This is a genomic window from Nocardia niigatensis NBRC 100131 (assembly GCF_000308655.1).
Classification (GTDB): domain Bacteria; phylum Actinomycetota; class Actinomycetes; order Mycobacteriales; family Mycobacteriaceae; genus Nocardia; species Nocardia niigatensis.
Map to the genome: position 1 here is coordinate 1 of NZ_BAGC01000106.1, position 13203 is coordinate 13203.

The window sequence follows — 13203 nt, forward strand, 5'->3', positions numbered from 1 at the left end:
GGACGCCGTGATGGCGTCCTCGGCCGCCGCACCGATCACCGCGCCCGCTCCGGCCGCCAAGCGCATCCGGACCGCCGCACCTGAGCCTGTCGGATTCGAGGGTCCGGCCGACACGGTGGCATCTGGAGTCCGGACCGGCGGAACCGAGCCCGGAATTCCGGTCGTCGTGGCCGGCGAGCCGAGCCCGGAGCCTGGACCCGAGTCCGAGGCTTCGGCCGCGTCCGGCGCCGATCCGGAAGTCCAGCCGGACTCTGCCGGACTCCCGGACTCGGAGTCCGGACTCTCGGGCTCCGGTCCGGCGGAGTCCGGCGGACCCGTTCTGGACGACATGCGGAGTCCGGCCATGTCCGAAAACCGCTTCCGGGAGTTCGGCGGACTCTCGGACTTCCCGGACTTCGATCCGGACCCATTGCAGGCTTCCGGCCCGACTTTCCCGGACTCGGCCGCCGGGGTCCGGACTGCGGCCGGACTCGGATTCCGGACTCTTCCGGAGTCCGACGGAGCCCCGAACTCGGAGTCCGGGAGCGGGCCGCGGAGTCCGGCGGAGTCCGAGACGGTGGGTCCGGCGGTGGTGGCCAAGTCGCGGCCGTGGACCAAGGGTCTGTACGTCTCGGCGGTCATGTGCATGTTGATGAGCCTGGACACGTCGTGGCGGTTCGCCGGGGACCACCTGCACATCACCAATATGTGGGAGCGGGCCGGGCTGTTCGTGATCCTGGAGACGTTCCTGGTCAGCTGTGCCGCCGCGATGGTCGGCAGTGTCAGCCAGGGCAAGGACCCCGGCCCGGTGCGGCTGGCGGTGTGGGCCGGGGCCGGGGTCGGGGTCTGGATGGCGCTCGGTCTCGAGCTGGGCAAACCCGAACCGGACCTGTGGGCCGGGGTTACCCGCCTGTTGATCGGCCCGATCGGCGCGGTGGTGGCGCTGCACCTGGCCCTGGGCATCGAGAAGCGCGAGCGGCGCACCAAGTCGGGCACGCTGGCCCGCATCGGCCGCGAGCTGCGTGAGCGGTTCCTGAGCCGCCTCGGCCTGGCCGACGATGAGCGCGACGCGGCCCAGATGATGCGTGATCGGGCGATCACGCGGGCGGTGGCGTTGTCGCGGCCGGGGTGGGCGCCGTTCCGCGTGACCCGCTTGCAGCGCGCCCTGCTGGCCGCGGGAGTATCCGACGACGCGGAGCTGCGGGAGCGGCTGCTGGCGCGCCGCAAGGTGGTCCACAGCGCTCGCGAGTTCATCGACTTGGAGCAGGGCTCAGCCTGGACCGAATAGTCCGGAGTGGTCCGCCGGAATCACGAAGGCCGGAAGCGTCCCTATCGCTTCCGGCCTTCGTCATGTTCTACACCGGTAGCACGCACACACCTTTTGCACCCTCCCTATCCCGAGTCCGAACCCGAGTCCGGCGGACTGGGCCGGACAGTCCGAGTGGAGTCCGAGAGTCCGAGTCCGGGTCCGGAGCGGAGTCCGGGGACTGGTCCGGCAGAGTCCGGGAAGAGTCCGGACTCGGAGGGTGCAATAGGTGTGCCGATTCCGGACTGATCCGCCGGGGCTGTCGCGTGCCCGGGGGATTACAGGCCGCGCTCGAATACGACGTCCTTGAGTGCGAGGGTCGCGTGGATCTGTGCCTGGGCCTGGATGGCCTGTAGGCGGATCCACAAGACATCAGCGCGGGACGTCTCCCCGCCGGCCACGTGGTCGAGCGCTGACGGCTGCGCACCATCGGCGCGGGCCTGCGTCACCTCCAGCAGTTCGACCAGCGCCTGCCTGCCCTGCACAGCCGACTCATCAGCAGCTTCCGAATGCGATCGAATCATCCACCCGACGCTACGACCGAAGCGCGAACCGACCACCCCGAGAACCCCTCGATGAAGTCACGACTACCAGCAGCTCCACTACCGAAGTCCCCGGTACACTCATACTGAGCCCCAGGCGGAGCAAGTTAGTATTTAGGTGCACTAATGTGCACCCCACCCGGTTCCGGGTGGTCGCTGCGCTGGGCATGAGGGAGGTTGCGGTGGCAGGGGAATCGGCGAAGTCGCGGGCGCGGGTGCGTCGGGTCCGCGCGGCGAACGTGGCCGGCGGGCGACCACACCGGCATGTGGTGAAGCTGTCGGATGCCGAGCAGGCGCTGCTGACCGCACGGGCCGAGGCGGCCGGGGTGAGCGTGCCGCGGCTGCTGGTGGAGACCACCCTCGAAGCCGGGGGTGGGGAGGTCGGGCGCGCGCATGCCGCGGCGGCGCTGCTGGAGCTGGACACGCTGATTCGCCGGTTGGGTAACAACGTGAACCAGTTGACGCGGTACGCGCATCAGGAGCGGGAGTTGCCCGAGGGGGTGGCGGCGGCGTTGGTGGCGGTGACGCGGGCGTCGTTGTCGGTGGATGCGACCGCGCGGTGGGTGATGGGGTTGGCGCCGGCGGTGGGGGAGTCCTCGATCCCTGCGGCTCCTGAGGTTCCGGAACCGGGCGGGGATGAGGAGTGGTTGGCGGATTTGGACGCGGGCCCGCAGGACTTCTCGTGATTCCGAAGGTGCACCGGTCCTCGGACATGGTGCGGTTGCTGCGGTATCTGGCCAGTCCGGGCAAGGCGAACGAGCACACCAATCAGCGGGTGCTGGCCGGGGATCTGGTGACGGCGAGTGTGTTTGTCGGGCGGGTGGACACCGCGCGAGCGGTGGAGATCGCGCGGCTGCTGGATTCCCCGCGTCAGACGTTGCTGCGGGGCGAGCCTGTGCTGGCGGTGAGTCACAAGCAGGCGCGCGCGCTGATGTCCGAGGGGATGAGCCGCAAGGAGGCATTCGCGGCGGCGACGAAGGTGGAGAACACCTGGCATTGCTCGCTGAGCTGCATTGCTCGCTGAGCTTGGGGGCGGAGGAGGGGCAGCTCGACGACGCGACGTGGGCGGCGATCGCGCACGACTTCATGACGGAGATGGGGTTCGCCGACCGCGACGACCAGGTGCCGGATGCGCGGTGGGTGGCGGTACACCATGGTCTGTCGGCCAACGGCAACGACCACATCCATATCGCGGCCGGGGCGATCCGCCCGGACGGGTCGCGGCTGGACACCTACCAGGACTATTCGCGCGCGCAGGACGCCGCGCGGGTCCTGGAACGCAAGTACGGGTTGAAGGTGCTGGCCTCGCGTGAAGAGGGCGGCACGGAGCGGGGGACGAGTCAGGCCGAGCGGGCCCGCCGGGAACGCACCGGCGCGCCGGAGACCGAGCGTGAGGCGCTGCGCCGGCGGGTACGCGCGATCGCGATGGCGACCGGCAGCGAGGCCGAGTGGCTGCGGGAGATGCGGGCCGCGGGGATCGTGGTGCGGCCCCGCTACGAGGCGGGCGGCACCGACGAAGTGATCGGATACGCGGTCCGGTGGCCCGCCCACGTGGCCGAGGACGCGAGGCCGGAGAAGCCGATCTGGTATTCCGGCGGCAAGCTGGCCAAGGACCTGACGCTGTCGGCGATCCGGGGGTGGGCGGCGTGGGAGTCCGGGCCGGCGGCGCGGGAGGAGGCGCTCACCGAGTGGCGTCACGGCCTGGCCGAGAAGACGGCGCGGCCGCGGCGCGGGGCGGAGGCGGCAAGCCCGGAGATGCAGGATCGGGTGATCGCGGAGTTGGGGGCGTGGTCGCGGTACCTGCGCACGATCCCGGTCGGGGATCGTGATGCGTGGGCGACGGCGGCGTCGCAGTCCGCGGGCGCGTTCGCGGCGCTGAGCATGCGCACCGAAGTCCGGCCGGGCCCGCTGGACCGGTTGTCGCGGCAGCTGGCGCGCGCCGGGCAGCAGCCCGCCCACACACGGCGCCCGCACAACGTTCACGGGTCGGGGCTGCGGTCGGTGGCGCGGATGCTGTGGGCGGCCCAGTCGCCACAGGCCAGTCAGGTCGCGCTGGCGACGGCGCTGGTGGAGTGCCTGACCGAGATCGGGCGCATGCTCGAAGCCAGCGACCGCGCGCACGCGGCGGCGGCGATGGCGTCCACGGCCCGGCGCGCGCTGACCGAGATCCATATGCGCGCCGAGGGTATCGACCCCACCCGCCCGTATCGGCGTGAGACCGGGTCGCCGGCGTGGGCGTGCGCGATGCGCGCGGCCGTCGTCGTCGATGGCGGCGACCGCGGCGAGAACGAGCGCGTCATCGCCGAGGCAGCCAAGCAATGGGATATCGAGCGGCTCATGTCCAGGGTGCGGCCGGGCGGGGAACGCTACGACGAGAAGGGCCGGATCCTGGGGCCGAGCGACGCACAACGGACCGCCGACGTCCAGGAGGCGCTGGACGCTGCGAGCGGACCACTGACCCCGTCGACGGGGCGGCCACGCCCGCGAGGCGTGGATCCGGCGTTGTTCGGGAGGCCGAGGCGGCCAGGTGACTGGGCGGCGATGCGCGACGGCACCGAGGAGCTACACACCTACTCCGAGGACCCCGACACTTCGGCTCCAGGATCCTCGGCAGGCCCGGCACGCACGCCGGAGACCGAGCACCGGCCGTACCGAGCCCCCGAGTCGAATCCACGCCATGATCGCGATCACGGGCGCTGACCACGGGCGTGTCAGAGTCCGATGTCGTGGCCGCGGTCGATGGCCGGCGGCGGCATCGGGTAATCCCGGGGTCGTGCCGCGGCCCGGGAGCGGGGGCGGGCAGCGGGGGCTTGTTGTTCTGGTGGGTGCAGGTGCGCGCGGGCGCGGTCTTCGAGCTCGCGTTGTTCGGCGGGCAGGTCGTGGCGGCGCTGCCGTTCGCTGCGGGCGGCGGTGAGGATCTGTTCGGCGTGGGCCTGGCGCTGCTCGCTGCGTTCGCGCTGGGTTTCGGCGTGGGCGTCGGCGGCTTGCGCGTGTTCGACTGCGGCGCGGCGCATCTCGGTGTCGGCGGCGTGGGAGAGGATGTTTTCCCACCGGTGTTCCGGGGCTCCGACCGCGTCTTTCGCTTCGCGGGCCTGCGCGCGGGCGGTGTCCAACTGTTCGGTGAGAGTCGGTTCGCTGTCGCGCAGGATCTCGATCCGAGCGTTGAGGTCTGTACGTGTGTCTCGCTGCCACCACTTGGTGTTCCTGGCCTGCCGCTGGAGCTCGGCGAGGTCGAGGCGTGTGTCCAGGAGTTGTTGTGCGGCCTCGGTTTCGGCGCGCATCGCGGTGTACGCGGCGCGGATGTCGGCGGCCTGGGCGTCGAGCTGGGCATGCTCGGCGGCGACCGTGTCGACGTGGCTGCGGCCGTCTCTGGCAACGGGATCGAACGCGAAGAGGATCGAGTCGTTCTGTCGAGAGGCGGTGTGCTGGCGGATCTGGGCGGCCAGGGCCGTGTCGGATAGTTGCCTCCACCGGTCGGCCTGGATCTGCTGCAGCGTGTGCATGAACGCTTGCGCGGCTGGGTCGATACGGTTTTCGTCGAGGTCGGCGGCCAACCGCCAGCGCAGCGCGGCCGCGGGCTGCTCGTCGGGCAGCGACCGCACCGTGGCGGCTTCGCGGGCGGCGGTGCGGATGTCGCGGCCGGCGTCGTGGGCGCGGGTCAGTTCGGTGGCCAGCACCGGCCAATACGGGTCGGTGAGGATGCGCGGATCGAGGTCACGGGCCAACGGGGTCCAGCGCTGTACGTCGGAATCCGCGGCGCCGACACGCTTTTCGGCCTGTTGTTCGAGCAACCGTTGTTCTCGGCGCTCGGCCTGCGGGGCGCGGTCTGGGCCGGTGAGGCGGCGGTCGTGGTCACCCACCCCTTGGGCGGCACGCCAGATCGCCAGCCGTTCCACCAGCGACGGGCCCGCACCGAGGAACGGCTGTGCCCACAGGGGTGCGGATTCGGTCGTCCAGGCGCGGGCCGTCGCGGCGATATCACTGCATAGGCCGAGGATCTGCTGTTCGCGGGCCTGCAGGTGCGCACCGTATTCCGGGTCACTGGCCAGCACCTGCGGGATGGCGGGCAGCCAGGGCAGCGGGCCGGCCGTGCGTGAGTGTGCGCCGGTGGGGTCGATGCGCCAGTCCAGCACCGCCGCCCGATCCACCGCGGTGTCGAGCTCGCGGCCCGCGACCGCGGTGGTAAGGGCTTCGACCAGGTCGCGGCCGTGCAGGGCGAGGGTCGAAAGGTGCTGGCGCAGTACCGGATAGGCGTCGTCGCTGGTGATCCCGGGCACCAGCTGTTCGGCGGTGGTGTCGAGCGCGGCGAGGTAGTCGTTGCCGAGGCGCTGCTCGGCGATCGCGCCGAGGGCGTCGAGGTAGGCGTCGACCGCGCCGGACAGCCGGTTGCGGGGGTCGACATCGGCGCGGGCTTGTCCGGTCGCCGAGCGCTGGGAGCCGTCGCGGCCGAGGATGCCGGTGAGCACATCGACCGCGGTCGGCGGGTGGATCGCCGCCCAGGTGTAGAGCGAAGAGTCCTGGCCGTCTCCGGCGGTGGCGACGTAGGCGTAGTTGCCTGTCCGGCCCCGGGTGAGCATCACATACGCCTGGTTGCGGGTTTCGCGGCCGGTCAGCACGCCATGGCAGGTGTCGACGGTGAGCCCTTGGGCGGTGTCGATGGTGGTCGCGTAGCCGAGGGTCACATGCTCGCGGACATAGTCCGCGGGCAGCGTGATCCGGCGGCCGGAGCCGAGGTGGGTGGCGGTGATCCGCCCGTCGGGCAGCACTCCCCGGACCTGCCAGCGGTAGCCGTTGCGGACGTGGTCGGTGCGCGAGATCCGCAACCGGTAGTCGTTGCGGCGCGTGCAGATCACATCCCCGGCCGAGGCCGAAAGCCCGTCGGCCAGCTCGGTTTCCGGGCCGTCGACACCGCCGGTCCGGGCGAGTCGGGCGGTGCGGGCGCGGGCGTTGAGGTCGGCGACCAGGTCGCGGGTTCCGGCGAGCAGGATCGAATCGCGCCCTGCGTCGGTGTCGGCGGCCCATGCGGTGAAGGCCGCCTCGGTGACCGTGCTCAGGGTGCCGACCTGCAGGCGGCTGTTGTCGGTGTAGAAGGCGATGGCGGCGGGGTCTCCGGCGCGTACGGCGAGGCTGGCGGCGCGCTCTGCCGGGTCGGCGAACCGCATCACCTGCGACAAGGTGACCGCGCCGGTGTGTTCGACGATGTCGCGGATGACTCCGCCGGCCGCGACGGCCGATAGCTGCCGGTCGTCACCGATCGCCCGCACACTGGCGCCGCGCTCCAACAGCCAGGACAGCGCCGAATCCAGTTTCAGCGTCGAGGCTTTCGCGGCCTCGTCGAGGATCACCAGCGTGCAGGCGTCGATCGAGGTCACCCAGTCCGGGGCATCGGCCCAGGTGAGACGGCCGGTGTCGAGGCGGTCGAGGACATCGACCAGTTTGTCGATGGTCGCGGTCGCAGTGTCGATCTCGGCGGCGAGCACGGCCGCGGCGGCGGCGGTCGGGGCGAGCCCGATCACCGTGCCGCCCTCGCTGGTCCAGGCGTGGGTCAGCACCTGCATGGAGGTGGTCTTGCCGGTCCCGGCCGGGGCGATCGCGACCTGCAACCGGGCTCCGGAGGTGGCGAACTCCTCGACCAGGGCCCGCTGGCCTGGATTGAGCTGGCGGCCTTCGTTGTTCGCGGCGAACTCCACCATCGCCAGCTCGACCGCCCGGGTGATGGTGCGTCCGTCGCGGCGGCCGGCGGCGGCGATGATCCGCTTCTCGGCCGCGATGATCTGCGGGGAGGTGTACAGGGTGGCCCCGGCGGTGGTGTAGACGCTGGTGCCGTCGGAGCGCACCAATACCCCGGCTGCAGGCGCGATCTCGGTCTCGGCCCGCGGGATCGAGCACGGCGCGGCCAGTGCGGTCTCGACCAGCACGGCGACTGTGCCGCGCCAATCGTCGGGTGCGATCGCGCCACGCAGCACGCGCTCGGCCTCGGCGCGAATGTGGTGGGCCTGCCAGGTGGCGCGAGCTTGGGAGACGGTCTCTACCATCTGCTGCGCGGTCGCGGTGATCCATTCTCGATCGATCACGGCCCGCACTGGGAGGGCTTGGTGCAGGGCGGTATTCACCATTGCCGCCACCGCGCCGCCGTCGCCGAGAACCCGGGCGGCGTCGGCGGCCCAGTCGGCGCGCTGCTCGGCGCGCGAGCGGGCCGCGTGCTTGCCGGTCCGGGTCGACAAGGTGGCCTGCTCGGAGAGTTTCAGCCGCTCGACCGGGGTGGGTTCGCGGCCGTGGTCGTCCTGGAATCGCGACGCGAGCCGCGCCAGTTCGGCGGCGATCTTCGCTTCGCGTTTCGACCATTCGGTGCACAAGCGCGGGTCCATGCCGACGATCTCGCGTACCGGGCGGCGGTCCGAGCCGGGCGCGCGGTCGGCGAACACCAGGCCCAGATCCCGCTCCAAATACTGTTCGAGGCGGGTGTTGTAGAGCTCGCTGGCGGCAACGGCGTGGCGGTAGATCATGCGCCCGTCCAAGCATCCCCAAACGCCGTCGAGACGCTGCACCATGTTGCTGATCACGACGTGGGTGTGCAGGTCCGGATCCCCGGCGCGGGAGTCGCGGTGATCGAACGCTGTGGCGATCAGGCCCTGGGTCTCGACCTGGCGCACGCTGTGGCGGCCGACGCGGGTGAAGACCGCGTGTTCGTCGATGTAGTCGAGGGCGTCGCGGATCGCCGCATGGTGCGCCTTTTCGATGACCTCGGAGACCTCGCGCGGCGCGAGCGCCCACAGCGCGCTGACCGACTTCACCGGTGAGAACGTCAGGTCGTATCCGGCCACTGCTTTGGTCCGCGGCCGCGACGAGCGCGCCACCCACCCCGACAGTTCCCGGTCGTCCAGTGGTGCTCGATCGTGCTCGGCGGTGAACATGCGCACCGCCACCGCAGTCCGCATCGCGGCGCGCTCGGCATCAGGGATCGCGGCATTCCCTGGGCGGCCGGCGCGCAGATTCCAGGCCGCGAATTCCTTGGCGCACTCATGGCGGTAGCTGCCCTCGTGCACGGCGTAGACGCTGAACGGCCGCCCCAGCTGCGCCTGTTTCATTGCGTAGCGGATCGCGTCTTTGCCCTTGGCACCCAACCGGATCTGCTCGGCCAGCGTGGTTTCGATGATCGCGTCCGCGTCCGGATGCAGGCCCTCACCGAACAACGCCTTCATCTGCGACCCGGACACCCGATCCCCGTCGGCCAGGCCGACGGTGTGCAGTCCGGGACCCAGCCAGATGCCGGGGGATTCCCCGCGCTCGGAGTAGTAGTCGTCGAGTGCTTGGCGGCCGCGTTCGTTGGCGTCGTGCGTGGCGATATTGCGGACGTAGTACTCGTACCCATCGCCCGCTGACAGCTTCGCCAACGACATCACGCCATCCACGCTACGCCCACAAGATCAGGTGTTATCGGAAAGTTACCTTCGGAGCAAGAGGTGTGAGTTGAGTTTCCGCGGGAGTTTTCGAGTCCGGAAACTGATCACGTAGGGGAGCGATGCAGCTGACTAGCGGGCGAGCATCGGAGTGGCGCTGGGTGCGGATCTCGGCGTGCTGCTGGGTGGTCGGGTCGTAGGGTGCGGTGCATGACGGGCACCAAGCTCCCGACCTGCGCGCCGAGCTGGCCCGCATCGTCGAGCAGATCGACCTCTCGGGGCGGCCGGAGCTCGAATCCGCCTGCACGGCACCCGGTTCCAGGGCAGCGACCTCCAGAAACGCAGTGACCGAACTTGTCTGGGGACATTCAGGCCGCCAACAGGGCGCGGCTGTTTAATGCTGAAAAGCACTTGCCAGCTAAAGTTGCAGCTCAGGGGGTGTTGTTCGGGCTGGAACACTCCAATCGGCACGCGCGATATGGCAGAACACACGAAGCGGAAGGAGAGGACCGTCGATGTCGTTGGTGTACCGGGCGATATGGCAAGACGACCGCGCCGAGCTATGCGGACGGGCGCTCGAGGAACTGCGTACGTGGGTGCATGGAAAGTACGCTCCCATGCTCACGGTGCCCGACATCGGGACCGCCAAGGCCAGCGTGTTCACCAGCGGAACCCAGCGGGAGGTGGACATCAGTGTCGAAGCCGCGACCTCGGATACCGAAGCTCTGACGGCCCTGCGCGCGACCCTCGTGGAGGCCTATGTCGGTGGTAGCCACTGGAAGACGACATTGCGGGCTTGGCAGGATCACACCGCTGGTGCAGGTTTCGCCTGGGTGGATCTGTCCGTGGTGGGCGAGGACATCAATGTGCGCACTCTTGCGCCCGCGGCACCGCGACTGGTGCGCACCATGCTGTCGAACGCCGAGGCGCCCCGGGTCGATACACACCCGATCTGGTTGGGTCCTCGAACCTTCACCGGCACCGAGGGCGGTGAAGAACTTGCTGAACTGGTCTCCGATTTCGAGCGCACGCTGCCGACCGTGGTCTTCGCTCGCGACGACACCCGCTTCGCGGTCTTCGGCACCCCAGACCGGTATTCCTTCGATGATGTCGTTGCCCGTGTCGCGGACAGGGTGGCGGGTGTCGCCAACATCGCGGTATTGGATCCGCCCGGAGCCGATGCCTTCACCGAAGCACTGGGCAACAGCCACGGGTGTGTGGGAGGGCGCATTCAGGGTCTACCTACGCAATCTCGATCCCGCCGCGGCAGACGACTCCTGGCGTCACCGCTACGTCACCGCCGACCGCTACATGGGCCAGCAGCTAACGGCCGCCAACATCGTCGCCCGCATGCTCAGCACCATCTCCCCTACACGGCGCCCGCCCGAATCATTCACCCGGGCAAAGGAATTGCTCACTACCGATCGGAAGAGCCAGCGCGACCACGACCAGCTGATGGCCTATGCCGACAGTGAAATCGAACGACTGACCCAAGATATCATCGAGCTCCGCGACCAGGTCGGTGCGCGCGACGAGCAGATCCTGGGCTTCGAAATCGATCAGCTCGAGACATTGCAACAGCTCGAAGCCTCGACCGAGATCGCCCGCAAGCTGCAGCGACGAGTCGGATTCTGCGAGAACAACCACACAACGGCCACCACGTACTCACACCCTGCCGACGACCCCCTCGACGCCATCCCGATGACGGCCGCCAACTCCAGCGACGCGGTCGACAAGGCACGCCAGTACCTATCAGACCGTCTGATCATCCCCACTGCAGCCCTGAAAGACCTGGACAAGCTCGATTCCGCGGTCAACAGCGCCAGCTGGGGCCAACATGCATGGCGAGCATTCCTGGCACTGCACGCCTACGCTCGGGCCCTCGCCGCCGACCCGGCAACCTACGGCTTCTGGCAGTGGTGCGAGCATTCCCACGACCCCCTGGCCTGGCCCGCCCGAAACAAGCGGCTAGCGATGACCGAGTCGGAGAGTGTGATCAACAACCCCAAATATCGCGCTCAGCGGGTTCTGCCTGTCGCCACCGAAGTCGCTGCCGTCGGCCGCATCTTCATGGGCGCCCATATGAAGATCGCCGAAGGCGGCGGTGATCTCGCGCCGCGCATCTACTTCCACGTCGATGACCGCAACGCCAAGGTGCACGTCGGCTTCTTCGGCCCGCACTCCCACATGCGCAACACCCGATCGTGACAACGCCCACCAACCCGGCGGCCGACGCGACGTCATGAGCGGGATTGCCGCGCAATCGGTTTCGGCGACGACCGCCGTCCGTGCCTGGTATCGGCCACTTCGTGACTGCCCCGCTGCGGTGGATCGCCGGTGCCGGGGGGTAGTGGTGCAACCGGCCGGAATCCGGCGCTAACGCAGTGATGCGCCGATGACCTGGGATTTGGGCTGAGAGTGAAGTACCGGAACAGCTCCTCGCGGCTGATCTCCGGGAACTCCCGAAGCCGCTGCAACTCCTCATCCGCGAATACCCGCGTTGCCACGAACCACGCCCTCCGGCACACCGACCGACCTCATCGGCAGCCAAGCCAAGCACCAACCACCCTGCTCCACACCCGGATCCGGCGAATCACCTTCTACCAGGGAGCATCCCGAACTTCGTTGGATTTTCGGCGATTACTGCCGGGACCCCCAGCAGTGATGGCGAGAGGTTTCGCCGAAAATGCGGGCGTATATGCTGTAATCAGCTGTCTTGCAGCAGCTTACGGACTCAACCCGAATACGTCGGCAAGGGGCAATGGTCGATCATGCTGTCCCATCGCTCGCATCTGATGCGAGATCAGCACGGTTCCGTATGACGGGGGTTCATTGGAACAGGTTTCGGAACACCGCACCGGAAAACCCCGTGACCAGCCGCGCGGAGAGTTCGATGCCGGTGTTCCGCTGGACGAAGGTCTTACGGAACGCCAGCCTCGACCGTGCATGAGTGCCGAATGCGCAGGTCAAGCGAACTTCGTTGTTTTTCCGCGAAAACTACCGGGATCCCAGACATCTGCGTGGCCAGCATGTTTCGCAGTTCACGCCCTAGATGGCTGAACTGCGGGGTCGGCCACCAACCTCGCCCGGCCCGAAACCGCGCGATCCTGACACTCGCCCCGACTCCCGCAGATGCGTTGAAGCGCGGCTTCTGACAGCCATTTCCGCCCAACTTTCGGGAAGCTGTTTGGCGGTCAGCGCCTCCTCGGTTTTGGTGAGCTTCGGCCAGGACGCGGGCTCCGGTGAGGTCGGCCAAGTCAGGAAAGCTGGTGACGATCGCGTAGTCGGGGTGCCCCGGGCGTGCACGCGGTCGTACGCGGTCAGCCTCGGCCAGCGGGTCGAGGGCGAGGACGCCCCAGAATTGTTGTGCCACACCGGTGTCGCGGGCTGGTCCCCGACCGTACTGGAACCGACGCGCGCGGAGGTCACCTGCGCCCGATGCCTGCGCAAGCTCGGCGGGCCCTCCACCTCTCGGCAGCTTCCGCTATTCGGCGACGACCCCAACTACGGGTCGGCCCGCGCGGTCAGGGGCACTCATCACGCGCGAAAGCTACACCGCGCCAACGTCCGCAACCCTGTTGCGCGCGGGCTTCATGTACCTGACTGATGGCACGGTTCTTACCCTGGAGGTGAGTTCCGACCCCCACGCCTCGGGGCCCCGCGCGGCGGCCTCTATCGACCAGTCCGGGCCGGATTATCAGCAATGACATTCGCAGGTCGGCCAGGACAGTAGCCTGCTCGCATGGCCTTCGCTGTGTTCACTCCCGATGTCGATCCGCACCGCGGCCTCCAGTTCGGAGACCAGGACGAGTTCTGGTTCGAAGGTCCGGCGCTGGTCGTCCGTAGTCACCTCGGCGTGCGGTACTACGCCCCGAGGCAATGGCAGGAAGTGCACTAGCAGCTGGACTGTGCCCGGCAAACCGAATCAGGTGATGCGACAGTGGTTCGGCCGCTGTGGTGCTTTCGCATAGCCCTG

8 protein-coding genes and 1 pseudogene are annotated in these 13203 nt (G+C 69.0%); 7 read left to right on the top strand and 2 right to left on the bottom strand.

What is annotated here, in order from left to right:
- Positions 1–1267: pseudogene (locus ON33_RS38750) on the top strand (hypothetical protein); the annotation flags it as partial.
- Between the two features lie 296 nt (positions 1268–1563).
- On the opposite strand, the gene ON33_RS31695 reads toward ON33_RS38750, so the two are convergent.
- Positions 1564–1770, bottom strand: a complete 207-nt coding sequence (locus ON33_RS31695; RefSeq protein ID WP_040862829.1) for a hypothetical protein — start codon at positions 1768–1770, stop codon at positions 1564–1566.
- A 239-nt stretch (positions 1771–2009) separates the two neighbouring features.
- Here ON33_RS31695 and ON33_RS31700 point away from each other — a divergent pair, with 239 nt between their 5' ends.
- The 3 genes from ON33_RS31700 to ON33_RS38760 are packed head-to-tail and all read left to right on the top strand — an operon-like array spanning position 2010 to position 4527.
- Positions 2010–2513 (top strand): plasmid mobilization protein, encoded by a 504-nt coding sequence (locus ON33_RS31700; RefSeq protein ID WP_245550914.1) that lies wholly within the window; start codon positions 2010–2012, stop codon positions 2511–2513.
- Entirely contained in the window at positions 2510–2851 is a 342-nt protein-coding gene (locus tag ON33_RS42385; protein WP_051153203.1) for a hypothetical protein, read from the top strand. The genes ON33_RS31700 and ON33_RS42385 overlap by 4 nt, the downstream gene beginning before the upstream one ends.
- Positions 2824–4527 carry a relaxase/mobilization nuclease domain-containing protein gene (locus ON33_RS38760; RefSeq protein WP_169336859.1) on the top strand — a complete coding sequence of 568 codons (1704 nt, stop codon included), beginning with the start codon at positions 2824–2826 and terminating at the stop codon, positions 4525–4527. The genes ON33_RS42385 and ON33_RS38760 overlap by 28 nt, the downstream gene beginning before the upstream one ends.
- 11 nt (positions 4528–4538) lie before the next feature.
- Here ON33_RS38760 and mobF read toward each other — a convergent pair whose 3' ends face one another.
- Entirely contained in the window at positions 4539–9227 is a 4689-nt protein-coding gene (gene mobF / locus ON33_RS31710; RefSeq protein ID WP_245550943.1) for a MobF family relaxase, read from the bottom strand.
- Positions 9228–9742: 515 nt separating this feature from the next.
- Between mobF and ON33_RS41850 the strand changes: the two genes are divergently transcribed.
- The 3 genes from ON33_RS41850 (at position 9743) to ON33_RS41855 (ending at position 13125) form a co-directional block, all read left to right on the top strand.
- Positions 9743–10702, top strand: a complete 960-nt coding sequence (locus ON33_RS41850; protein WP_157184822.1) for a hypothetical protein — start codon at positions 9743–9745, stop codon at positions 10700–10702.
- Positions 10683–11435 carry a hypothetical protein gene (locus ON33_RS31715; protein WP_157184823.1) on the top strand — a complete coding sequence of 251 codons (753 nt, stop codon included), beginning with the start codon at positions 10683–10685 and terminating at the stop codon, positions 11433–11435. The genes ON33_RS41850 and ON33_RS31715 overlap by 20 nt, the downstream gene beginning before the upstream one ends.
- 1534 nt (positions 11436–12969) lie before the next feature.
- Positions 12970–13125, top strand: coding sequence for a hypothetical protein (locus ON33_RS41855; protein WP_157184824.1), 156 nt, complete (start codon positions 12970–12972; stop codon positions 13123–13125).
- Positions 13126–13203 lie beyond the last annotated feature (78 nt).